This is a genomic window from Xanthomonas sp. F14, from assembly GCF_014199865.1.
In genome coordinates, this window is sequence record NZ_JACHOM010000006.1 from 355,811 (window position 1) to 377,474 (window position 21,664).

At 67.1% G+C, this 21,664-nt stretch carries 20 protein-coding genes and 1 pseudogene; 7 read left to right on the forward strand and 14 right to left on the reverse strand.

The window, feature by feature from the left end; genetic code table 11:
* Positions 1 to 30 precede the first annotated feature (30 nt).
* Positions 31 to 1,719: an arginine--tRNA ligase gene (argS, locus tag GGR73_RS19895; RefSeq protein WP_016901969.1), complete on the reverse strand. Its 1,689-nt coding sequence runs from the start codon at positions 1,717 to 1,719 to the stop codon at positions 31 to 33.
* 86 nt (positions 1,720 to 1,805) lie between these two features.
* Entirely contained in the window at positions 1,806 to 2,483 is a 678-nt protein-coding gene (gene radC / locus GGR73_RS19900; protein ID WP_049818219.1) for a RadC family protein, read from the reverse strand.
* A gap of 96 nt (positions 2,484 to 2,579) precedes the next feature.
* Between radC and coaBC the strand changes: the two genes are divergently transcribed.
* The 3 genes and pseudogenes from coaBC (at position 2,580) to GGR73_RS20405 (ending at position 6,663) form a co-directional block, all read left to right on the forward strand.
* Positions 2,580 to 3,848, forward strand: a complete 1,269-nt coding sequence (gene coaBC / locus GGR73_RS19905) for a bifunctional phosphopantothenoylcysteine decarboxylase/phosphopantothenate--cysteine ligase CoaBC (protein ID WP_024940449.1) — start codon at positions 2,580 to 2,582, stop codon at positions 3,846 to 3,848.
* Entirely contained in the window at positions 3,845 to 4,312 is a 468-nt protein-coding gene (gene dut / locus GGR73_RS19910; protein WP_016901966.1) for a dUTP diphosphatase, read from the forward strand. The genes coaBC and dut overlap by 4 nt, the downstream gene beginning before the upstream one ends.
* Positions 4,313 to 4,325: 13 nt before the next feature.
* Positions 4,326 to 6,663, forward strand: a pseudogene (locus GGR73_RS20405) (phosphomannomutase/phosphoglucomutase).
* Positions 6,664 to 6,988: 325 nt separating this feature from the next.
* Here the strand turns inward: GGR73_RS20405 and GGR73_RS19920 are convergent.
* From GGR73_RS19920 to pyrE, 10 genes are all read right to left on the reverse strand, one after another.
* Positions 6,989 to 7,522 carry a hypothetical protein gene (locus GGR73_RS19920; protein WP_456363012.1) on the reverse strand — a complete coding sequence of 178 codons (534 nt, stop codon included), beginning with the start codon at positions 7,520 to 7,522 and terminating at the stop codon, positions 6,989 to 6,991.
* A gap of 257 nt (positions 7,523 to 7,779) precedes the next feature.
* Positions 7,780 to 8,121, reverse strand: coding sequence for a lipid-A-disaccharide synthase N-terminal domain-containing protein (locus GGR73_RS19925; RefSeq protein ID WP_016901963.1), 342 nt, complete (start codon positions 8,119 to 8,121; stop codon positions 7,780 to 7,782).
* The gene (locus tag GGR73_RS19930; RefSeq protein WP_024940453.1) at positions 8,121 to 8,843 is read right to left on the reverse strand and encodes a glycosyltransferase family 2 protein; all 723 of its coding nucleotides are present in this window, start codon (positions 8,841 to 8,843) and stop codon (positions 8,121 to 8,123) included. The genes GGR73_RS19925 and GGR73_RS19930 overlap by 1 nt, the downstream gene beginning before the upstream one ends.
* Positions 8,844 to 8,931: 88 nt before the next feature.
* The gene (locus GGR73_RS19935) at positions 8,932 to 9,897 is read right to left on the reverse strand and encodes an NAD-dependent epimerase/dehydratase family protein (RefSeq protein WP_184458462.1); all 966 of its coding nucleotides are present in this window, start codon (positions 9,895 to 9,897) and stop codon (positions 8,932 to 8,934) included.
* A 43-nt stretch (positions 9,898 to 9,940) separates the two neighbouring features.
* Positions 9,941 to 10,666: a suppressor of fused domain protein gene (locus GGR73_RS19940; RefSeq protein WP_054591270.1), complete on the reverse strand. Its 726-nt coding sequence runs from the start codon at positions 10,664 to 10,666 to the stop codon at positions 9,941 to 9,943.
* Positions 10,667 to 10,709: 43 nt separating this feature from the next.
* Positions 10,710 to 11,018 (reverse strand): helix-hairpin-helix domain-containing protein, encoded by a 309-nt coding sequence (locus GGR73_RS19945; protein ID WP_024940456.1) that lies wholly within the window; start codon positions 11,016 to 11,018, stop codon positions 10,710 to 10,712.
* 33 nt (positions 11,019 to 11,051) lie between these two features.
* On the reverse strand, positions 11,052 to 11,981 hold the full coding sequence (locus GGR73_RS19950; protein WP_024940457.1) for a ParB/RepB/Spo0J family partition protein: 930 nt from the start codon (positions 11,979 to 11,981) through the stop codon (positions 11,052 to 11,054).
* A complete protein-coding gene (locus GGR73_RS19955) occupies positions 11,981 to 12,778 on the reverse strand; it encodes a ParA family protein (RefSeq protein ID WP_016901957.1) in 798 nt (265 codons plus the stop codon). Before GGR73_RS19955 ends, GGR73_RS19950 begins: the two co-directional genes overlap by 1 nt.
* Positions 12,779 to 12,893: 115 nt before the next feature.
* Positions 12,894 to 13,556: a hypothetical protein gene (locus GGR73_RS19960; RefSeq protein WP_184458464.1), complete on the reverse strand. Its 663-nt coding sequence runs from the start codon at positions 13,554 to 13,556 to the stop codon at positions 12,894 to 12,896.
* A 22-nt stretch (positions 13,557 to 13,578) separates the two neighbouring features.
* Entirely contained in the window at positions 13,579 to 14,238 is a 660-nt protein-coding gene (gene pyrE / locus GGR73_RS19965; protein ID WP_024940459.1) for an orotate phosphoribosyltransferase, read from the reverse strand.
* Between the two features lie 127 nt (positions 14,239 to 14,365).
* Here pyrE and GGR73_RS19970 point away from each other — a divergent pair, with 127 nt between their 5' ends.
* From GGR73_RS19970 to GGR73_RS19980, 3 genes are all read left to right on the forward strand, one after another.
* Positions 14,366 to 15,166 carry an exodeoxyribonuclease III gene (locus GGR73_RS19970; RefSeq protein WP_184458466.1) on the forward strand — a complete coding sequence of 267 codons (801 nt, stop codon included), beginning with the start codon at positions 14,366 to 14,368 and terminating at the stop codon, positions 15,164 to 15,166.
* A gap of 241 nt (positions 15,167 to 15,407) precedes the next feature.
* Complete coding sequence (locus tag GGR73_RS19975; RefSeq protein ID WP_184458468.1) at positions 15,408 to 16,703, forward strand: AmpG family muropeptide MFS transporter; 1,296 nt, start codon at positions 15,408 to 15,410, stop codon at positions 16,701 to 16,703.
* 58 nt (positions 16,704 to 16,761) lie between these two features.
* The gene (locus tag GGR73_RS19980) at positions 16,762 to 16,989 is read left to right on the forward strand and encodes a hypothetical protein (RefSeq protein WP_016901952.1); all 228 of its coding nucleotides are present in this window, start codon (positions 16,762 to 16,764) and stop codon (positions 16,987 to 16,989) included.
* A 91-nt stretch (positions 16,990 to 17,080) separates the two neighbouring features.
* On the opposite strand, the gene GGR73_RS19985 is transcribed toward GGR73_RS19980, so the two are convergent.
* Entirely contained in the window at positions 17,081 to 18,223 is a 1,143-nt protein-coding gene (locus GGR73_RS19985) for an anhydro-N-acetylmuramic acid kinase (RefSeq protein ID WP_184458470.1), read from the reverse strand.
* A 282-nt stretch (positions 18,224 to 18,505) separates the two neighbouring features.
* The gene (locus GGR73_RS19990) at positions 18,506 to 19,924 is read right to left on the reverse strand and encodes a M23 family metallopeptidase (RefSeq protein ID WP_024940463.1); all 1,419 of its coding nucleotides are present in this window, start codon (positions 19,922 to 19,924) and stop codon (positions 18,506 to 18,508) included.
* Positions 19,925 to 20,094: 170 nt separating this feature from the next.
* Here GGR73_RS19990 and tyrS point away from each other — a divergent pair, with 170 nt between their 5' ends.
* Positions 20,095 to 21,306: a tyrosine--tRNA ligase gene (gene tyrS, locus GGR73_RS19995; RefSeq protein WP_104577262.1), complete on the forward strand. Its 1,212-nt coding sequence runs from the start codon at positions 20,095 to 20,097 to the stop codon at positions 21,304 to 21,306.
* The last annotated feature ends 358 nt before the right edge of the window (positions 21,307 to 21,664 follow it).

Sequence of the window (21,664 nt, forward strand, 5' to 3'; positions counted from 1 at the left end):
ATCACGTCGTTGCGGGCCATGCGGCCCGGCTTACATCTTTTCTGGGGCGCTGACGCCAAGCAGTTCCAGGCCGTTGGCGAGCACCTGTTGCGTGGCGACGGCGAGGGTGAGCTTGGCGTCGCGCTCTGCGGCATCGTCCACCAGCAGTTTGGTGTTGTGATACCACGTGTGGAAGGCGTGCGCCAATTCACGCAGGTATTGCGCGATCTGGTACGGCTCCAGCGTCTGCCCGGCGATTTCCACCACCTCCGCATAGCGCGACAGCTCGACCATGACGTTGAGCGAATGCTCGTCGTCCAGGCGCGCCAGCTCGGCCAGTCCATGCGCCTGCTCGTACTTGTAGCCCTTCTCCTGCGCCTGCCGCAGCACGCTGCAGACGCGGGCATGCGCGTACTGCACGTAGAACACCGGGTTGTCGTTGCTCTGCTGCCGGGCCAGGTCGATGTCGAAGGTGAGCTGCGAGTCGGGCTTGCGCGCGATCAGGAACCAGCGCACCGCATCGGCGCTGGTTTCCTCGATCAGATCGCGCAGGGTGACGTAGCTGCCGGCACGCTTGGACAGTTTCACTTCCTCGCCGCCGCGCATCACCGTGACCATCTGGTGCAGCACGTACTCCGGCCAGCCTTGCGGGATGCCCAGTTCCAGCGCCTGCAGGCCGGCGCGCACGCGCGTCAGCGAGCCGTGGTGATCGGCCCCCAGCTCGGTGATCGCGCGCTCGTAGCCGCGCTGCCACTTGGTCAGGTGATAGGCCACGTCCGGCACGAAGTAGGTGTAGGTGCCGTCGGACTTGCGCATCACCCGGTCCTTGTCGTCGCCGAAGTCGGTGGACTTCAACCACAACGCACCGCCTTCCTCGTAGGTATGGCCGGAGGCGATCAGCTTCTGCACCGCCTCTTCGACCTTGCCGTCCTTGTACAGCGAGCTTTCCAGGAAATAGATATCGAAATCGACGCGGAACGCGGCCAGGTCGTGGTTCTGCTCGTTACGCAGGTAGGCCACGGCGAAGCGGCGGATCGCGTCGAAATCGGCAGGGTCCTTGCCGCCGGTGACCAGGTGGCCTTCCAGGTCGACGGTGTCGCCAGCCAGGTAGGCGGTGGCCACATCGGCGATGTAGTCGCCGCGGTAGCCGTTCTCCGGCCAGCCGTCGCTGTCGGGGGTGAGCCCCTGCGCGCGCGCCTGCACCGACAGGGCCAGGTTCTCGATCTGCACGCCGGCATCGTTGTAGTAGAACTCGCGCTTGACGTTCCAGCCGTTGGCATCGAGCACGCGTGCCAGGCTGTCGCCGATCGCCGCGGCGCGGCCGTGGCCGACGTGCAGCGGGCCGGTCGGGTTGGCCGAGACGTATTCCACGCCCACCGAGCGGCCGTTGCCGGCCAGCCCGCGGCCGTAGTCGTGGCCCTGCTTGAGCACATGCGCCACTTCGCGCTGGTAGGCGGTGGGGGCGAGATGGAAGTTGATGAAGCCCGGGCCGGCGATCTCCACCTTGGCCACGTCGTCGCTGGCCGGCAATGCGGCGACCAGCGCCTGGGCCAGCGCGCGCGGGTTGCTGCGCGCCGGCTTGGCCAGCAGCATCGCGGCATTGGTGGCGAAGTCGCCGTGCTCGCGCGTCTTGGGCCGCTCGACCACAAAATCCGGCGGCAGGGTGTCGGCAGGCAGGGTGCCGTTGGCGCGCAAGGCTTCAATGCCTTGGCCGATCAGTGCGCGGAGTTGGGCTTTCACGTGGGATCTGCTTGGAACGAAACCAGCGATTTTACCCGACCGCGCGCCCCGGGGTCGGGCCGATGGTTCAGGTCACCGCCGCGCGCTCATCCCAGCCAGCCGCGCTCGGCCAGCGAGACCGGACGCCCGTCGCCGATCACGAAGTGGTCCAGCAGGCGGATATCCACCAGCTCAAACGCATCCAGCAGGCGCCGGGTGACCGCGCGGTCGGCCTCGGACGGCTCCGGATTGCCTGAAGGGTGGTTGTGCCCGACGATCACCGCCGCGGCATTGTGCAGTAGCGCCCGCCGCACCACTTCGCGCGTGTGGATGTCGGCCCCGTCGATGGTGCCGGTGAACACTTCCTCGAAGGCGATGGCGTGATGGCGGGTGTCCAGGTACAGCACCGCGAACACCTCGTAGGGGCGCGCACGCAGCCGCTGCGAAAAGTAGCGGCCGACGCTGGGCGGGTCGCTGAGCGCGTCGCCGCGTTCCAGTGCGCTCAGCAGGTGGCGGTGCGCCAGTTCCAGCGCCGCACTGAGCTTGCAGGCTGAGGCCGGACCCAGGCCGGGCAGGCGCGCCAGGGCGGGCGCCGTGTGATCCAGCAGCACGCGCAGCGGGCCGTGGCGCAGCAGCAGATTGCGTCCGGTCTGGACGGCGTCCTGGCCGCGCAGGCCGGAGCCGACAAAGATCGCCAGCAGCTCGGCATCGGACAGGGCAGGCGCCCCGCGCGCCAGCAGTTTCTCGCGCGGGCGTTCGTGGGTGGGCCAGTCGTGAATGTGCATATGGCGAGATTGCCGGTGCTCATCGCTCACGCCTATCAGGCCGGACGGGGGCATCGGCTAATCTAGTTGTCCTTGTAACCGTAGGACGACTCCGACGTGATCGGCTCCACTCAGGCCCGCCCCCTGGACGGACAGCGCTTGCTGCTGTGCGTCGGCGGAGGCATTGCCGCTTACAAATCGCTCGAACTGGTCCGTCGCCTGCGCGACGCCGGTGCGCAGGTGCAGGTCGCCATGACCAGCGGCGCGCAACAATTCGTCACCCCGCTCAGCTTCCAGGCACTGTCCGGGCAGCCCACCCGCACCACGCTGTGGGACAGTGCCGCCGAGCAGGCGATGGGACATATCGAACTGGCGCGCTGGGCCGATCAGGTGATCGTCGCCCCGGCCACCGCCGACCTGCTGGCGCGGCTGGCGCACGGCCTGGCCGACGATCTGGTCAGCACGCTGTGCCTGGCCACCACCGCGCCGCTGACCGTGGCCCCGGCAATGAACCACCGCATGTGGCTGCACCCGGCCACGCAGGCAAACGTGGCGACCCTGTCCGCGCGCGGCGTGCGCGTGGTCGGTCCCGAGGACGGCCCGCTGGCCGAAGGCGAGTCCGGCCCCGGCCGGCTGGCCGAGCCGGCGGCGATCATCGCCGCCCTGGCCGGCGGTGCCGGCAGCGCCGCGCCGCTCGCCTCCAAGGCTGCTGCCGCCCCGGCGTTCGTGCCCAGCAGCGCGCAACTGGACGGCCTGCGCATCGTGATCAGCGCCGGCCCCACCTTCGAGGACCTGGACCCGGTGCGCTACGTGGGCAACCGCAGCAGCGGCAAGATGGGCTATGCCCTGGCCGCTGCCGCTGCCAGCCAGGGCGCCGACGTGGTACTGGTCAGCGGCCCGGTGCACCAGACCACCCCGGCCGGGGTGCGGCGGATCGACGTGCGTTCGGCTGCGCAGATGCGCGATGCGGTGCTGGGCGCGTTCCCGGCCGACATCTACATCGGCGCCGCCGCAGTGGCTGACTACACCCCCAAGCGGGTGGTCGCGCAGAAGATCAAGAAGACCGGCGAGACGCTGACCCTGGAACTGGTGCGCACCCCGGACATCCTGGCCGAGGTCGCCGCGCAGACCGGCGCGCTGAAGCTGGTGGTCGGCTTTGCCGCCGAAACGCACGACGTGGAGCATTACGCGCGTGGCAAGCTGGCCGCCAAGCGGCTGGACCTGATCATCGCCAACCAGGTGGGGATCGAGGGCGGCGGCTTCGAAAGCGACAACAACGCCGCCACCGCCTACTGGCAGGGCGGCGAGCGCGCCTTCCCCAGCAGCAGCAAGACCGAATTGGCCGACCAGCTGTTGGCCCTGATCGCGGAGAGATTGCAGGCATGAGCACCCCGACCCAGTCCTTGCAGGTGAAGCTGCTCGACCCGCGCTTTGGCGATCTGTGGCCGCTGCCGGCCTACGCCACCGACGCCAGCGCCGGCATGGACCTGCGCGCCGCGCTGGAAGCGCCGATGACGCTGGAACCGGGCGATGCGGCGCTGATTCCCAGTGGCATCGCCATCCATCTGGCCGACCCGCAGCTGTGCGCGGTGATCCTGCCGCGCTCGGGCCTGGGCCATCGCCACGGCATCGTGCTCGGCAACGGCACCGGGCTCATCGATGCCGATTACCAGGGGCCGCTGCTGATCAGCACCTGGAATCGCGGCCGTGAGGCCTTCACCATCGAGCCGGGCGACCGCATCGCACAGCTGGTGATCCTGCCGATCGTGCGCGTGGGCTTGCAAGTGGTGGATACTTTCGTCGACAGCGCGCGGGGAGCGGGTGGATTCGGCCACACCGGCGTGCGCTGACGGGGGACGTCACATGAGCAAGGCGAACGAGCGCAGGCAGTCGATGTCCAGCGTGCGTACGAGTGGTCCGGTGTTGGGGGGGGTGTTGGTGCTGCTGGCTGCCTGGTTCGGCTGGAGCAGCTACACGCAATGGCGCCAGGATGCGGTTGCGCAGGAGCTGGAACAGGCGCGCGACCGCGCCGTACAGGACATCAGCCGGGCCATGGCCCAGCAGGCCAGCCAGCTCGATGCCGTGCTCAAGCAGCCACAGGTCATCGCCGCGTTGGCCAATGGCGACGCGCTGGCGGCCGCTTCGAGCATCCGCGAGCGCTTCAAGGGCGCCGAGGATGTGCAGGTCCTGTCCGGCGACCTCGCTGCCGCCTACGACAATCCCAAGGACTTCGGCTACGCGCGGCTGAGCCTGCTCGAGTCGGCACTGGTGGCCGAGCGTGCGCAGGTGCACGTGGTGCGCGATGCCAAGCAGGTCCGTCTCGGCGTAGCGGCAGCGGTGCGCCTGGGCGCGCAACCGGCGGTGGCGTACGCGCGGCTGCCGTTGTTACGTCTGACCGGCCCGCTGGATGCGATCGCAGTGCCCGGCAGCGCGTACCTGGCCTTGCGCCAGGGCAGCTACAACGTTGCCCAGCAGGGCGATCTGGTGCTGGCCGATGCTGCCGAGACCTTGGCCAGGCCCCTGGGTAACAGCGGCCTGCGCGTGGCCGCCGCGGTACCACAACGCGATGACGGCCCGCTGGGTCTGGGCGCCGTGGGCTGCGCGATCGTGGCCGCGCTGCTGCTCGTCATCGCCGTGCTGTTGGTGCTGGCCAGCCGTGGCCGCGTCGCCTTGCCGCGTGGCCGGCGAGCCAACCGCCGACGAACCCACCTTCAGCCAGAGCCTGCAGCACGACGCCAGCCTCGCCAGCCAGGCGCGCCCGCTGGACGCAGATGCGCCGCCCTCACCGCCAGCGCTGGTGCCGGCCGTGCAGGTCGCCAGCGAGATGTTCCGCGCCTACGACATCCGTGGCGTGGTCGGCAAGGATCTCAATCCCGGCGTCGCCGCGTTGATCGGCCAGGCCATCGGCAGCGTGATGCAGGCGCAGGGCCTGCGCGAGGTGGTGGTCGGCCGCGATGGGCGGCTATCGGGCCCGGAGCTCGCCAATGGCCTGATCGACGGCCTGCGCCGCGCCGGCTGCCAGGTGATCGACATCGGCCTGGCGCCCACTCCAGTGGTGTATTTCGGCGCCTACGAACTGCGCGCCGGCAGCTGCGTGGCGGTCACCGGCAGCCACAATCCGCCCGACTACAACGGCTTCAAGATCGTGATCGGTGGCGAGACCCTGTCCGGAGCGGCGATCGCCGAACTGCACCAGCGCATCAACGAAGGCCGCCTGCACACTGCGGCAACGCCTGGCGATCTGGAACAGCGCGACATCAGCGACGCCTACATCCAGCGCATCGCCGACGACGTGCAGCTGGACCGCCCGATCAAGGTGGTGGTGGATGCCGGCAACGGCGTGGCCGGCGATATCGCGCCGCGCCTGCTGGAAGCGATCGGCGCCGAGGTCATCCCGCTGTACTGCGAGATCGACGGCACCTTCCCCAATCATCATCCCGACCCGAGCGAGCCGCACAACCTCGACGACCTGGTCAAGATGGTGCAGCGCTTCGATGCCGATATCGGCGTGGCCTTCGATGGCGATGCCGATCGTCTGGGCGTGGTCACCAAGCAGGGTTCCATGGTGTTCCCGGACCGTCTGCTGATGCTGTTCGCCGCCGATGTGCTGCAGCGCAATCCCGGCGCGCTGGTGATCTACGACGTCAAGTGCACCGGCAAGTTGTCCGATCACGTGCTGCGCAACGGCGGCAGCCCGTTGATGTGGAAGACCGGGCATTCGCTGATCAAGGCCAAGATGCGCGAGACCGACGCCGAACTGGCCGGCGAGATGAGCGGGCACTTCTTCTTCAAGGAGCGCTGGTACGGCTTCGACGACGGCATCTATGCGGCCGCACGCCTGCTGGAAATCCTGGCCCAGCGCGAGGAAACCCCGTCGGAGGTGTTGGACGCCCTGCCCGAAAGCGTGTCCACCCCGGAAATCAAGGTGCCGGTGGACGGCGATGCGCACGCGCTGGTCGCGCGCATTGTCGAGCGTGCCCAGGCTGGTGAGGAATCGCCATTCGAATCGGCGCGGCTATCGACGATCGACGGGCTGCGTGCGGACTTCGCCGACGGCTGGGGCCTGGTGCGTGCCTCCAACACCACGCCGATCCTGGTGCTGCGCTTCGAGGCCGACACCGAAGACGCACTGCAGCGGATTCGCGGGTTGTTCCGCAGCCAGTTGCAGGCCCTGCTGCCGGACCATCCGCTGGAATTCTGATCGACCGGTGCGTCCCGGGCGACTGCCCTGCCGGCTTACCGCCAGGGCAGGTCGCGTCGCCACAGCTGCCGATCACACCGTGCTCGGCGCAGGCAGATGCAGGCCATCACCGCAGCGCGCAGCCCGCTCCGACAGGCGTAGGCGGTCGACCTCAGACGTCGACCGAACAGACGCCGCTCGACGTCAGACGTTGATCGAGCAGGTGCCGCTGGACGTCAAATGTTGATCGAGCAGACATCGCTCGCACAGATATCCCGCAAGGCTGACAGGCGAAGACGCGGGTCGGTCTTTCCGGCTCAAGCCAGACGACTGCACGCGATCACGGTCACCTGCCTTCCGGACCCGGCATACGTGCGCGATCATCAAGCGCTGCAATCGCGGCGCCGTGTGCAGCGTGGTCATGCAACAGCCAGACCGCATCCCAGTACGGATACCCACCGATCCGCGCGGCCAGCCCTGCGCGTAATGGCAACGCCACCAGCGCGCGCGCGAACTGTCGATGGTCCTCAGTCGGCGCAAGCGCCGACGCCTGCATCTGCGGCTGCCACACCGTCCCGCCACGGCCGCGCGCGCGATTGACCGCCTCGGCAGCCGCCTGTCGTGCGACCCAAGCCAGTTGCAGCAGCGCAGCCTTGCCCGGCGCCTGCAACAGCGCGCACCAACTGTCCGGCAGCAGCACCCAGCACAGCAACTGTGCACCCTGCCAATGACCGGCCGCCGCAAGGCTGGCCGCTGCCGCCCGCGCGCAACGCCAGTCGGCAAACAACGGCACCTGCTGATGCGTGTACAGCCGCAGGTGCCAATGCGCCGCAAGCGGCGCCGACCCGGACAACGGACGATGGAGGAGCGCGCTGGACATAGGCACAGCATGCCGATGAGCAAACAGCCGCGGCATCGGCCACGCGCCTCATTCCAGGTCGGTAACCAGCGCATCGCGACGTACGAAAAAACGCGTTGACCGCAGCTAGCGAGCCCCTGACGTTATCCACCGAAAGCAGAGCCAATGCAGCACGCTCAATCAGCTCAGCTACGCAACCAGCATCGCCTCAAAGCCCGGAAACGTCGAGCAGGAGTGCCGCACTTACGAATCTCCACTCCCCACTCCCCAATCCCCGCTCAATGCACCGCCCGATCCCGCCTCCAGCCGCGATGCTTCACATCCAGATACAGGCTGTAGAACGCGGTAAACGCCGGAAACAGGTTCTGCAGCACGCCCACCGAATCCTGCTTGGCCGAGAACACGAAGTAGCTCAGCGTCATTAGGCTGCCGACCACGCTCATGTACCAGAACATGCGCGGGATCACCGGCTTGCCGGCGCGCTTGGAAGCGACGAACTGCACCAGCCAGCGGCCGCCGAACATCAGTGCGCCCACATAGCCGATCAGCTTCCAGCCGGTGACATGCAGCCCGGTCCAGTACAGCCAGGTCAGCGGTTGATCCAGCCAATGCAGTTCCATCAGCGCTCCTGCACCACGGTGCGCTTGCTGCGGGTGATCAACCAGGCCACGCCGCGCAGGTCGCGGATGCCGACCAGCGCGCGATTGAGGTTGTTGTACTTGGACACGCCGGCGGTGCGATGGCGGTGATGCACCGGCACGCTCACCGTGCGCCAGCCGGCACGCTGCATCAATGCCGGCAGATAGCGGTGCATATGATCGAAGTAGGGCAGGTCCAGGAACGCCTCGCGCTCGAACAGCTTGATGCCACAGCCGGTATCGGGGGTGTTGTCGTGCAGCATGCGCGAACGGATCGCGTTGGCCCACTTGCTGGCCCAGCGCTTGGACCCCGAATCCTGGCGGTTCACCCGCCAGCCGGCGAACAGCTTCACCTGCGGCTCGGCACTGGCGCGTGCGGTCAGCAATTTGGGAATGTCGGCCGGATCGTTCTGGCCGTCGCCGTCGAGCGTTGCGATCCAGCTCGCACGCGCGGCCTTGACGCCGTTGCGCACCGCCGTGCTCTGGCCGCTCTGGGTCACGTGATGCAGCACGCGCAGTTCCGGCGTGGTGGTCTTCAGGCCTTGCAGCACCGCCAGGGTGTCGTCGCGCGAGTGGTCGTCGACATAGACGATCTCGAACGCCACCAGCCCGCGCAAGGCGGCGACGATCTCGCCGACCAGGGCGGCGACGTTGTCGCGCTCGTTGAACACCGGGACGACGACGGAAAGCTGGGGTTGGCTCATGGATTCGTGGTGCCAGATGAAGGCTGAGCGAAAAAGATCGCGCATTGTGCCCTGACTGTCTGAGTCAGGCATGAAGCGAACCTGTGCCCTAGGCGCGCTCACCGAAATAACTGCGGCACCAGTCCACCACCTGCGGCAGGCCGTGCTCGACCGGGGTGGCCGGCTCGAAGCCGAAGGCGGCGTGCGCGCGCTGCGTATCGGCCATGGTGCGGATCATGTCGCCCGGCTGCATTGGCCGGTAGACCTTCTCGGCCGGGCGCCCGGCGGCCTGGGCGATCACGTCGATGAAGTATTCCAGCTCCACCGGGGTGTGGTTGCCCAGGTTGAACACCCGGTGCGGCACTGGCTCGCCGCTGGGCGCGTCCAGCGCGCCCAGCACGCCGGCCACGATGTCGTCGACGAAGGTGAAGTCGCGCTGCATCCTGCCGTGGTTGAACACCTCGATCGGCCGCCCCGCCAGCACCGCGCGGCTGAAGATCAGCGGCGCCATGTCCGGCCGGCCCCACGGCCCGTACACGGTGAAGAACCGCAGCCCGGTCGCGCGCAGGCCGTACAGCTGCGCATAGGTATAGCCCATCAGTTCGTTGGCGGCCTTGGTCGCCGCATACAGCGAGCGCGGCTGGTCCACGCGCTGGTCTTCGGAAAACGGCGGGGTGGCCGAGTCGCCGTACACCGAACTGCTCGAGGCATACACCAGATGCTGCACGCCGCGGTGCCGGCACAGTTCGAGCATGTTGACGAAGCCGACCAGGTTGCTGTCGACGTAGGCGGACGGGTTTTCCAGCGAGTAACGCACCCCGGCCTGCGCGGCCAGATGCACCACGCGCGTGGGCCGGATCTGGTCGAACAACGCGGCCAGGCCGTCGCGGTCGGTCAGGTCCAGCGTGCGGATATCGATGCCCGCGCACAGCGCCGCCACCCGGTCACGTTTGAGCTGCGGGTCGTAGTAGCTGTTGTAGTTGTCCAGGCCCACCACCGACTCACCGCGCGCAGTCAGCGCGCGGCAGGTGTAGGCCCCGATGAAACCGGCGGCGCCGGTGACGAGAATGGTCATTGCAGTGGTCCTGGAGATATCGGAGCGGGCGGGCAGGTGGCGCTCAGAACAGCCCGAAGCGCTTTTTGGCGACGTTGACGCGATCGAGCGCAATGATGTCCCCAATCCCCTTGGCATCGAAGCGATCCAGTAGCGCATCGCTGCCGTCCTTCAGTTTCAGCGCCATCTCCTCCGGATACAGCGGCACCACCGTCATGAACACGATGGTCTTGTCGGCATCGATGGCCAGGCGCGCAAATCCCTCGGGCGTGCTCACCGGCGGCAGCACGATGGCGCCGTCGAAGCGCACGCCGGGTGCGTAGGGTTCGGCCGGGTGGCCATTGGGAATGGTGTGGCCAAAGCCCAGCCAGGTCTCGAACTTGTGCGGCAGCCGGGCCAGGGTCTTGAGCAGGCGGACCGGCCAGTAGTGGCGCGGGTCTTCGAAGTCGCGCTGGTCCATCGGCCAATCGGCGGGCAGGCTCAGCATCAGCTCCATGTACTGCGGCGCTTCCACACCTTCGGGCAGGGTCATCGGCCGGTCGCTCATGCCCGAGGTCACCAGCCGCAGGTACGGGACATCCGCGGTGGCGGGCACCACATGTACGTCCAGATGCACGGCGTCGGAAATGATTTCGTGCAGCACGGCCGAGATCGGCCCCAGGTGCTGCTCGATATGTGCGCTGATCTGCTCGATGCAGTCGCCGCCGTGTGCCGGCTCGAACGCCTTTTCCTGCGCGTGCAGCATCAGCGTGCTGCCGCCGGGGCTGATCTGGTCGTCTTCAGTGCTCATGGGTTGCTCCGGTTGATGGCCGCACCTGATCGCATGCGCGCACTCACCCCAGACTGAGCGGTGCTTCGCTGGCCAGGGTTGCCTTGCGTTCGGCGCTGAACGCCCACCACGGCCGTGGCGCCTCGCCTTGCATGAAGCGCGTGATCGACAGGAACACGTCGATCACGCAGGGGTCGTGCAGCACGCCGGTGCACAGACACAGCTGCGCATACATGTCGTAGGCATCGCGACCGCGCAACTGCGCGGCAACCCGGATGCCGATCCGCTGCAGATCCTTTTCGCAGGCCGGCCCCACGTTCGGCAGGTCGGTCAGATGCAGCAGGTGCTTGCGATCGACCTTGGCGGGATTCATTGCCGGGGATGCTCCTGGTGCGGGTGCACAGGCTCAGCTGCGCTGCAGGCGCAGGCGTTCGAGCACGCCGTCCAGCGTGTCCAGGTCGGTGTAGTGGATCACCAGCTTGCCCTTGCCGCCGCGGCCGTGGTTGAACACCACCTTGGTGCCCAGCGATTCGGACAGTTCGGTTTCCAGCGAGGCGATATCGGCCTGCGGCGCAGCGGCGGCCGGCTTGCCCTTGCGCAATGCGCCGGGCACCTTGCCGGCGGCGAACTGCTGCGCACGGTGTTCGACCTCGCGCACCGACCAGCCCTGGTCGGCCGCTTCCTGCGCCAGCTTGCTGGCCAGCTCCGGCGCCAGGGTCAGCAGCGCCCGCGCATGGCCCATTTCCAGGCGGCGGGTTTCCAGCAGCACGCGGATCGCCACCGGCAATTCCAGCAGCCGCAGCAGGTTGGACACCGACGCACGCGAGCGGCCCACCGCACCGGCAGCCTCGGCGTGGGTCAGCGAAAATTCGTCGATCAAGCGCTGCAGCGCCTGCGCTTCTTCCAGCGGGTTGAGGTCTTCGCGCTGGATGTTCTCGATCAGCGCCATCGCGATAACGGTGCGGTCGTCCAGCTCGCGCACCACCACCGGGACTTCGCTCAGCCCGGCCAGCTGCGAGGCGCGCCAGCGACGTTCGCCGGCCACGATCTCGAACTGCCCCGGTGCCAGCTCGCGCGCCACGATCGGCTGGATCACCCCCTGCGCCTTGATCGACTCCGCCAGCTCGGCCAGCTTGACCTCGTCCATCTCCTTGCGCGGCTGGTACTTGCCCGGCTGCAACTGGGTGACCGGCAACCGGCGCAGGCTGTCGCCCGGCTGCAAGGCCTCCTCGCTGGCCACGCTCGGCGCCGCGGCGGCGGCCGCGCCCTTCGGCCCCAGCAGCGCTTCCAGGCCACGGCCCAGGCCGCGCTTCTTTGCGGGGATCGGCTTGTTCATCAGACGGTCTCCACGGGCCGGTAGGCCTTGTTGCGGTCGTTCTGGCGGCGCACGATTTCGCCGGCCAGCCCCAGGTAGGCCACGCCACCGCGCGAGGTGCGGTCGTAACCGACGATGCTCTGGCCATGGCTGGGCGCCTCGGCCAGGCGCACGTTGCGCGGCACGATGGTGCGGAACACCTTGTCGCCGAAATGCTCGGTCAGCTCGGCCGACACCGCATTGGCCAAGTTGTTGCGGATGTCGAACATCGTGCGCAGCACGCCTTCGATTTCCAGCGCCGGATTGAGGTTGGCGCGCAACGCCTCAATGGTTTCCAGCAGCGCGGTCAGTCCTTCCAGCGCGTAGTACTCGCACTGCATCGGCACGATGATCGAATCGGCCGCGGTCAGGGCATTGAGCGTCAGCAGCGACAACGCCGGCGGGCAGTCGATCAGGATGAAGTCGTACTCGTCGCGGATCGGCGCCAGGGCGCGCTTGAGCCGCTGCTCGCGCTCGCCCTGATCCATCAGCTGGATCTCGGCCGCGGTCAGGTCGATGTTGCCCGGCAGCAGGTCGAAGCCTTCCGGCGCGGTGACGCGGATTTCGGCGGCGGTGTTTTCGCCCAGCAACAGGTCGCAGGTCGAGGCGGCCACGTCGCGCTTGTCGATGCCGCTGCCCATGGTCGCGTTGCCCTGCGAGTCCAGATCCACCAGCAACACACGCTTGGGCGCGCGCGCCAGGCCGGCCGCCAGATTGACCGCGGTCGTGGTCTTGCCGACGCCGCCTTTCTGGTTGGCAATGGCGATGATCCGGGCCATGCGGGAGAGCCTCGTGGGCAGGGAGTAAGACCGGCCATTATGCGGGCAGGGCGTCGGATCGGGAAATGCCGCCCGCCGCAGTGCGCTGCACGGGCGGGAATGACGGCTGCGCCGGTCAGCCGGTGGGCGCCGCGCCGGCCGGCGGCTCCTTCATCGCCCGGTAGCGCTGCAGGATGTCGGCGATCTCGCCGTCCAGCGCCACCCGTTGCTGCTCGAAGCTGGTCTGCAGACGCAATTGCGCCATCAGCTCGCGATGGCGTTGCTGGATGTCGGCGGCCAGCTTGTCGGCCACCGCCTGGCCGGCCAGTTCGCGGTCGCCGGCGCTGCGCAGCATGCTGGCCAGCCCTTCGCGCAGGCTGGTCACGTTGAAACGCGCGGTGTGGATGTTGTTGTCGACGATGGCGATGCGCTCGTTGAAGACCCGGCGCAGGTCGTCCTCGCTCTGGTAGGACATCAACATCGCCTGGTCGGTGCGTTGGCGCATCTGCTCGGCGGCCAGGTCGGCCTGGCGTTGCTGCTCGCTGGCGGCTGCTGCGGCGCGCTCGTCGCTGTTCATGGCGCGCTGCACCTCGGCGCTGCGCAGGCCGCTCTTGGCGTTGAATTCGTCACGCGCCTGATTGACCGCTTCCGGCGGCAGCGTATCGCTGCACACCCGGGCGCCGTTCTGGTTCCAGCAATACAGTTTCTTCGCGGCCGGCTTGTCCTGCGCGATGGCAGGCGCGGCGACGGCTGCCGCAACGGCGGCGAGTAACGCCAAACGGGTGTGTCTCGGCATCATCGCAGCCCCCTGTCGCCTGCCGTCAGCCTGTGGTGTCGGTGCCGTAGCGGCCACGATAGGCCAGCAGCGGTTCCCGGAAGCCGACAAGGTCGGCGTTTCCTGCCGCAAAAGCAAGCAGGTCGCCCAGGTTGGCCACCGCGATCACCGGGATGCCGGCCTCGGCCGCCACCGCCTGCGCAGCCGAGCGGCGATCCTGCTCGGAGGCGATCTCCTGCCGGTCCAGCGCCACCACGATCCCGGACGGAATGCCGCCGGCGCCACGGATGATGCCCAGCGCCTCGCGGATCGCGGTGCCGGCGGTGATCACGTCGTCGACGATCAACACCTTGCGGCCCTCAAGCGGCGCACCGATCAGGCTGCCGCCCTCGCCATGGTCCTTGGCTTCCTTGCGGTTGAACGCCAGCGGCAGGTCGCGCCCGCGTCCGGCATAGGCGCAGGCCAGCGCGGTCGCCAGCGGGATGCCCTTGTAGGCCGGCCCGAACAACAGGTCGAACTCCACCCCGGCCGCGTCGATCGCATCGGCGTAGCACTGCGCCAGCTGCGCAGTCTTGGCGCCCGAATCGAAGCGCCCGGCATTGAAGAAATACGGGCTGAGCCGCCCGGACTTGAGCGTGAACTCGCCAAAGCGCAGGGCATCGGCGCCCAGGGCCAGCTGCAGGAAACGGGTGCGGTGGTCGGTCATGGTGACGAGATTGGGGAATGGGGATTCGGGATTGGAAAGCATAGCCGGTCGCGCCTTGCGGCATCCGCTGATGCGGTACGCTTTCCCGAATCTCCAATCCCCATTCCCGAATCCCGGCTCTTCATTCATGCGCATCATCAGTTTCAACGCCAACGGCCTGCGCTCGGCCGTCACCAAGGGTTTCTTCGAGTGGTTCGCCGACCAGGACGCCGACGTGCTGTGCGTGCAGGAGACCAAGGCCCAGGAGCATCAGCTGGCCGGTCCCAAGTTCCTGCCCAGCGGCTACAAGGCCTGGTTCCGCGACGCCAGCACCAAGAAGGGCTACAGCGGCGTGGCCATCTACAGCAGGCACGAGCCCGATGAAGTGCGCACTGCGCTGGGCTGGCCCGAGTTCGACGAAGAAGGCCGCTATGTCGAAGCGCGCTTCGGCAACCTCAGCGTGGTGTCCTTCTATATCCCGTCCGGCTCCTCGGGCGAGTTGCGCCAGGGCTACAAGTTCCAGGTGATGGAATGGCTGCGGCCGATCCTGGAGCAGTGGCTGGCCAGCGGCCGGCAGTACGTGCTGTGCGGCGACTGGAACATCGTGCGCTCGGCGCTGGACATCAAGAACTGGAAGTCCAACCAGAAGAATTCCGGCTGCCTGCCGCCCGAGCGCGACTGGCTCAACGGCCTGTGCGCCGATGCGCTGGAAGACGCCAGCGCCGCCAGCGGCCGCGGCTGGGTCGACACCTACCGCGTGCTGCATCCCCAGGGCCAGGACTACACCTGGTGGAGCAACCGCGGCGCAGCGCGCACCAACAACGTCGGTTGGCGCATCGACTACCAACTGGTCACCCCCGGCCTGCGCGACAAGGTGAAGGCCTGCTCCATCTACCGCGAGCAGCGCTTCTCCGACCACGCGCCGTACATCGTGGATTACGCGGAGTGAGTGAGGGCGCGCGGCTGGCAGCGACGAGCATGGGAACGGTTGGCCAGGCCCCCCAGCGGTGTGCTTCTAGCCACCCCATGCAGATCAACGTCGAGTGCGTGCAGGCTGTGCCTGGCCGCAGCCTGATGGTGATTGATCCTTCATGGAGCCAATCATGCCTTTCCGGCAGGTCAATCCGTGCAGCGGCCAGCGATACTGCCCGCCCGGCAACAATCAGCACCCGTTCCCAGCGGCCACGCGCATGACTAAGCCTGTACCCAACTACAAAGGACTGCGCGGCATCCGGCAGGCCTTCGCCACGCCATCGGCGGCAACCATGGCACTGCTGGGTTTCGGCAGCGGTCTGCCGTTTCTGTTGATCGCCTCGCAGACCCTGTCCACCCGGCTGCGCGACGTCGGGCTGGATCTGGGCAGCATCGGTCTGATCAGCCTGGCCAGCTTCTTCTACCTGCTCAAGTTCCTGTGGGCTCCGCTGATCGACCGCTATGCGTTCCCGATCATCGCGTTTCTGGGCCGCCGGCGTTCCTGGCTGCTGGTCTCGCAACTCGGCGTCACTGCCGGCCTGTTCGCACTGGCGTTTTCGCGCCCGGACATGAGTGTCACCGGCCTGGTCGCCTGGGTGCTGTTCGCCTCGTTCTGGGGCGCCACGCAGGATTCGGTGGTGGATGCCTACCGCATCGAAATTGCTCCAGATACCGCGCAGGCCGCCTTGGCGGCGACTTACACCCTGGGCTATCGGATCGGCCTGATCCTCGGTGGCGCCGGGGCGCTGTATCTGGCCGAATACCTCAACTGGACTTCGGCGTACCTGGCCATGTCGGCGCTGATGCTGCTGCCGATCATCACCACCCTGGTATGCCGCGAGCCGGACCGGCCGCTGGTCACGGTGGTGCGTCGCATCGACGTAGCCGGCGCATTCTGGCAGCCCATTTCCAGTTTCTTCTCCAGCAATGGGCTGGCGCTGGGTATCGTCCTGCTGGCATTTGTCGGCCTGTTCAAATTCCCGGATCAGGTGATCGGCGTGATGGCCGGGCCGTTCTATCTGGATTCGGGCTACACCAAGGCCGACATCGCCACAGTGTCCAAGCTGTTCGGCGTGTGGATGGGCATCGTCGGCGCGTTCGCCGGCGGTGCGGCGGTGGCTGCGTTCGGCTTCCGTCGCATGCTGCTGGTGGCCGCCCTGGGCGTGGCGCTGTCCAACCTGGCGTTTTTGTTGATGGCGCAGAACCCTGGCAAATTGTGGGCGTTCTACGCCGCACTCAGTGCCGACAATCTGTTCCAGGGGTTCGCCGGCACCGTGCTGGTGGCCTTCATGTCATCGCTGACAAATCGCAATTTCACCGCCACCCAGTACGCCTTGCTGGTGTCGCTGGCCAATTTGCCGGGTAAATTCGCCGGCGGTGTGTCCGGGTTCCTGGTCGAGGCCACCTCCTACAGCACCTTCTTCATCCTCAGCGCCCTGACCGTGGTTCCCACGCTGGCCCTGCTCGCCTGGCTGTGGCCGCGGCTGGATGCCCGCGATGGGCGCCCGGATTGAAACGGCCGCCCAGGTTGCCGATGATGCAGGCGGGGCAGCGCAGTGCACGAGGCAGGGCATGACCGATCTGGTGTTGCGGGACATCGATCCATTGCTGGTGGACAGGATCCGTCGCATCTCCGTCGCTCGCGGCTGGACCCAGCATCAGACCGTGATGCATCTGCTCGAACAGGGCCTGTTCGCCAGCGAATACGAAGTCACCGGCGGCCTGCAACACCCGGAAGTCGATGCCCTGGCCGAAGCGATTGCCGCGCTCAAGGCGCTGCCGGCGGGGAATAGCCCGTAGCTGCAAACGGTCAGCCAGCGCTGCCTCGCGTGCGAATCCATCCGGCGCGAGGATGTTGCGACTGCGGGCGCTCGCAACTGATCCAGGCCTGTCACGCCGGATGGATCGCTCCCAGCAACCGCGGCCCGGCCGCCCCGGTCACCGACGGCAGATTGGCGGCCCGGCCTGCGAGCAGCTCCGCGGCCAACCATGCGAACCCCATCGCCTCCAGATAGTCCGGATCCAGCCCATGCCGCGCGCTGGATTCCACCACCACGCCCGGCAGTCGCGCCGCCAGTCGTGCCATCAATACCGGATTGCGCACCCCGCCACCGCACACCAGCACCCGGCGGGTATCGGGCTGCAGCCGCAGCAACGCGTCGGCGACACTGGCCGCGGTCAGTTCGAGCAGGGTCGCCTGCACATCGGCCGCAGACAGCGCCACGTCTCCCAGCGACCGCATCGCCCGCATCGCCCAGTCCAGATGGAACTGCTCGCGCCCGGTGCTCTTGGGCGGCGCCAGCGCAAACCACGGGTCGGCCAGCAACGCCTGCAGCAGTGGGGTATCGACGCGCCCGCTGGCGGCGAACGCACCGTCGGCATCGAACGCCGTGCCGCGATGCTGCTGGCACCAGCTGTCCAGCAATGCATTGGCTGGCCCGGTATCGAAGCCCAGCACCGCGCCATCGCGCGGGATCAGCGTCAGGTTGCCGATGCCGCCCAGATTGAGCACCGCGCGGTCTTCATCGCCCGTGCCCAGCATGGCCAGATGAAAGGCCGGCATCAGCGGCGCGCCCTGACCGCCGGCAGCCACATCGCGACGGCGGAAATCGGCCACCGTGGTAATGCCGGTGTGCTCGGCAATCCGGCTGGCATCGCCGATCTGCCAGGTAAAGGCCGGATCGGCCTTGGGGCGATGCCGAATGGTCTGCCCATGCGAGCCGATCGCACGAACGCGCCCACGCGCGATGCCGCTGTCGCGGATCAGTTGATTGGCCGCGGCCGCAAACGCCAGCCCCACCTGCGCATCCAGGTGTCCAAGCGCATCGATGGCGATCACGTCGGCGCCCTGGCCCAGCATCACCAGTGTGTCGCGCAGTCGCGGCTCCCAGGCCACGGTGGTGCCGGCAACCAGTTCGCAGCAGCGATGGCTGTCATCGGCAAAGCGCACCAGTGCGGCATCGATGCCGTCGGCGCTGGTGCCCGACATCAGGCCCAGGTAGAGCGGGGATTCCAGGTGTTCCGGAGCAGACATGCCAGAGCCAGTTGCACAGTGGTCATGCAGCTTGTGCAGCCGGGGTGGGAGAGTCAACCGCCCCGGCACGCCTCACGGTGAGGCCAATCGGCTCTACGCTCGACAGTCAGCGCTGCAGCGGCAGCGCCGACTGTCGCGTCGGCATCATGGTTTCCACTGGACGCTGGCAGCGATCCGGTGCCGGCCGCAACGTTGCATGAGCTATCAGCTCCTTCGCGAACGCCGCGCAGCCATCCGACCGGCGATGGCCATGTCGGCGGCTAAGAAGTCAGCCGCCGCCACTCAACCGCGCGGCTTGCCCTTGGCGGGCTTGCCGGCGTCGGCGTAGATCAACTTCTCCATGCCTTCGATACGCGCCAGCGCCGGCGCCGTCTGCGCGCGGAAGGCGGCCAGCTCGGCACCCTGCAAGGGCTCGGGCGGCGGCATGGTCACCGACATCGGGTTGCGCTGCTGCCCGGCAACGCGGAATTCGTAATGCAGATGCGGGCCGGTCGCCAGGCCGGTCATGCCGACATAGCCGATCACCGTGCCCTGGTTGATGCGCTGGCCGGCCTTGATCTTGCCGAAGCGCGACATATGCCCATACAGCGTGCTGAAGTTCCTGCCGTGGTCCAGGATCACCACATTGCCGTAGCCGCGCTGGGTGCCGACGAACACCACCCGCGCATCGCCGGCAGCCATGATCGGCGTGCCCGAGGCTGCCGCGTAGTCCACGCCCTTGTGCATGCGCATGGTGCCCAGCACCGGATGCTTGCGTGCGCCAAAGGTCGAGCTGATGCGGCTGTAGGCCACCGGCATGCGGATGAAGCTCTTCTTCAACGGCCGGCCGGTGATGTCGAAATACTCGGCCGGCTTGCCGGCACGCTCGAAGCGGAAGCCGGTGTAGGTCTTGCCGCCGGTGGTAAAGGTCGCTGCCAGGATGTCGCCGGTATTGATCCGCTCGCCCTCGCGCCAGGTTTCGTCCATCACCACGCTGAAACGATCGCCCGGCTGCAGATCCTTGTCGAAGTCGATGTCGTACTTGAAGATCTCGTCGGTCATGACCGCCACCGCCGCCGGCGACAGCCCCGACTTGCCGGCCGAGGCGTACAGCGAGCTGCTGATTTCCCCGCTTGCCACCACGGTGCGCGTGGTCGTCGCCCGCTCGGTGACGTTCTCGCGCACGCTATCGCCCAGCAGGCGCAACTCCACGCGGTGGCTGTCGTCGCGGTCGAAGCGCAATGCGCGCAACTCGCCCGGCGTCGGCATATCGAAGGCAATCTCGGCGCCCGGACGCAGCTTGGTCAGCGCCTCCTTGGTGCCCGGATGCGCCAGCACCTGGTACATCACCGCGGTCGGGATTCCCAACTCGCCGAACAAGGTGCTCAGCGTCTGCCCGGACTTGACCTGCAGAATTTCCCAATCGGTGCTCGGCGCCAGTTGCTTGCGGCTCGGCACCAACGGCGGCAGCGGCAAGGCCAGCGTGGAATGGCTGGACAGCGGGGTATCGATGGCGTTGGAGAAGCCCGGCACGATCGTGGCCACCAGCGCACCGATGGTCGCGAACAGGCTGGCATGGATCCAATGACGGCGTGTCCACCGGTCGTTGAACGCCGCCGGGAGATGCGCCTTGAGCTTGCGATGCAGGGCAGTGTCGTGGAGGACGTGGAGGCGTTCGTGAAAGCGCCGCTTGCGTGCACGGCCCTGCTCTGAATTCTGCATCGTTCAAATTCCTCGCTGGCTCGAAGTGCGAGCCCAATCGCCGGTACCATAGACAGCCTGTAACAGCGCGTCAAACCATTGAGCCTGTTCAACATTTTCATTTGGCGCGGAATTAACCCGCGTTTAACATCGTTCACGTTGTTGACGGCAAACGCCGCTGGAGTCTGTGGTTGGCCACTATCGAAGAATCCCTCGCACTCATCGGTCGCGGCACCGAGGAGATCCTCAAGCTCGATCAGCTCGAAGCGCGACTGAAATCAGGTGTGCCCCTGCGGGTCAAGGCCGGTTTCGATCCCACCGCGCCGGATCTGCATCTGGGCCACACCGTGTTGCTCAACAAGATGCGGCAGTTCCAGCAGCTCGGGCACCAGGTGATCTTCCTGATCGGTGACTTCACCGGCATGATCGGCGACCCGAGCGGCAAGAACGTCACCCGCAAGCCGCTGAGCCGCGACGATGTGCTGGCCAATGCGCGCACCTATGAGGAGCAGGTCTTCAAGATCCTGGACCGCGAACGCACCGAGGTGCGCTTCAACTCCGAGTGGTTCGGCCAGATGAGCGCGGCGGACATGATCAAGCTGTCCGCGCAGCACACGGTGGCGCGCATGCTAGAGCGTGACGACTTCGCCAAGCGCTTCACTGGCCAGCAGCCGATCGCCATCCACGAATTCCTGTATCCGCTGGTGCAGGGCTACGACTCGGTTGCCCTGAAGGCGGACGTCGAACTGGGCGGTACCGACCAGAAGTTCAACCTGTTGATGGGCCGTGGCTTGCAGGAGCACTACGGCCAGGCCCCGCAGGTCGTGCTGACGATGCCGCTGCTGGAAGGCCTGGACGGCGTGGCCAAGATGTCCAAGTCGCTGGGCAACTACATCGGCATCGACGAGCCGGCCATCGACATCGTCACCAAGACCATGAAGATCGGCGACGAGCTGACCTGGCGCTGGATCGATCTGCTGTCTTTCGACATCAGCGTGGCCGAAGCAGAGCGCCTGAAGGCGCAGGTCGCCTCGGGTGAACTGCACCCGCGTGAGGTCAAATTGCGGCTGGCACGCGAACTCACCGCACGTTTCCACGACGCTGCTACCGCAGAGCAGGCCATTGCCGGCTGGCACGCGGTAGTGACAGGGCAGGGCGACACCAGTCTGTTGCCGCTGCATGAGGTCGCTGTACCGGCCGAAGGTCTGCGCATCGCAAGCCTGCTCACCGCAGCCGGCCTGACGCCGAGTAATTCGGAGGCCACGCGCAAGCTCAAGGAGCGAGCGGTCAAAATCGATGGCGAAGTGGTCGAAGATCCGGCACGCCAGTTCGGGCCAGGTTTCGAAGGTGTCATCCAGGTGGGCAAACGTAATTTCGCCCGCGTGGCGCTGGTCAGCGGCTGAGCTGCGAAGGCTTGCTGCATGGCGGCAACCTCCGCTCTGCGGTGACGTCTATATAAGTGCACCGGAATGCCTGAGCCGGATCAGCGGCTTGCCACAGCGGACTATCAGAACGTGTCACCGCAGGGGAAGGGAACAATCGTGAAATTTTTTTCACAAAACCCTTCCCAAACTCGCCGGTTGGGCCTATAGTTCGCCTCCCCCGACGCAACGGCCCCGCAAACGCGGAACCAGAGCGGAAAGGGTTCGAAAATTCCTTGATTTAGGGTGTTGACGAAACGGAAAAGCCGGCTATGATGGGCGGCTCGCTACACGGAAAGACGCTACGGCGGATTGAAGTGCAGCGGCGGCAACTTCCTCT

Coding starts and splice junctions, on each gene's coding strand:
- radC (WP_049818219.1), bottom strand. CDS start 2,483: ATGCACATTCACGACTGGCCCACCCACGAACGCCCGCGCGAGAAACTG.
- dut (WP_016901966.1), top strand. CDS start 3,845: ATGAGCACCCCGACCCAGTCCTTGCAGGTGAAGCTGCTCGACCCGCGC.
- GGR73_RS19920 (WP_456363012.1), bottom strand. CDS start 7,522: ATGTCCAGCGCGCTCCTCCATCGTCCGTTGTCCGGGTCGGCGCCGCTT.
- GGR73_RS19925 (WP_016901963.1), bottom strand. CDS start 8,121: ATGGAACTGCATTGGCTGGATCAACCGCTGACCTGGCTGTACTGGACC.
- GGR73_RS19930 (WP_024940453.1), bottom strand. CDS start 8,843: ATGAGCCAACCCCAGCTTTCCGTCGTCGTCCCGGTGTTCAACGAGCGC.
- GGR73_RS19935 (WP_184458462.1), bottom strand. CDS start 9,897: ATGACCATTCTCGTCACCGGCGCCGCCGGTTTCATCGGGGCCTACACC.
- GGR73_RS19940 (WP_054591270.1), bottom strand. CDS start 10,666: ATGAGCACTGAAGACGACCAGATCAGCCCCGGCGGCAGCACGCTGATG.
- GGR73_RS19945 (WP_024940456.1), bottom strand. CDS start 11,018: ATGAATCCCGCCAAGGTCGATCGCAAGCACCTGCTGCATCTGACCGAC.
- GGR73_RS19950 (WP_024940457.1), bottom strand. CDS start 11,981: ATGAACAAGCCGATCCCCGCAAAGAAGCGCGGCCTGGGCCGTGGCCTG.
- GGR73_RS19955 (WP_016901957.1), bottom strand. CDS start 12,778: ATGGCCCGGATCATCGCCATTGCCAACCAGAAAGGCGGCGTCGGCAAG.
- GGR73_RS19960 (WP_184458464.1), bottom strand. CDS start 13,556: ATGATGCCGAGACACACCCGTTTGGCGTTACTCGCCGCCGTTGCGGCA.
- pyrE (WP_024940459.1), bottom strand. CDS start 14,238: ATGACCGACCACCGCACCCGTTTCCTGCAGCTGGCCCTGGGCGCCGAT.
- GGR73_RS19970 (WP_184458466.1), top strand. CDS start 14,366: ATGCGCATCATCAGTTTCAACGCCAACGGCCTGCGCTCGGCCGTCACC.
- GGR73_RS19975 (WP_184458468.1), top strand. CDS start 15,408: ATGACTAAGCCTGTACCCAACTACAAAGGACTGCGCGGCATCCGGCAG.
- GGR73_RS19980 (WP_016901952.1), top strand. CDS start 16,762: ATGACCGATCTGGTGTTGCGGGACATCGATCCATTGCTGGTGGACAGG.
- GGR73_RS19985 (WP_184458470.1), bottom strand. CDS start 18,223: ATGTCTGCTCCGGAACACCTGGAATCCCCGCTCTACCTGGGCCTGATG.
- GGR73_RS19990 (WP_024940463.1), bottom strand. CDS start 19,924: ATGCAGAATTCAGAGCAGGGCCGTGCACGCAAGCGGCGCTTTCACGAA.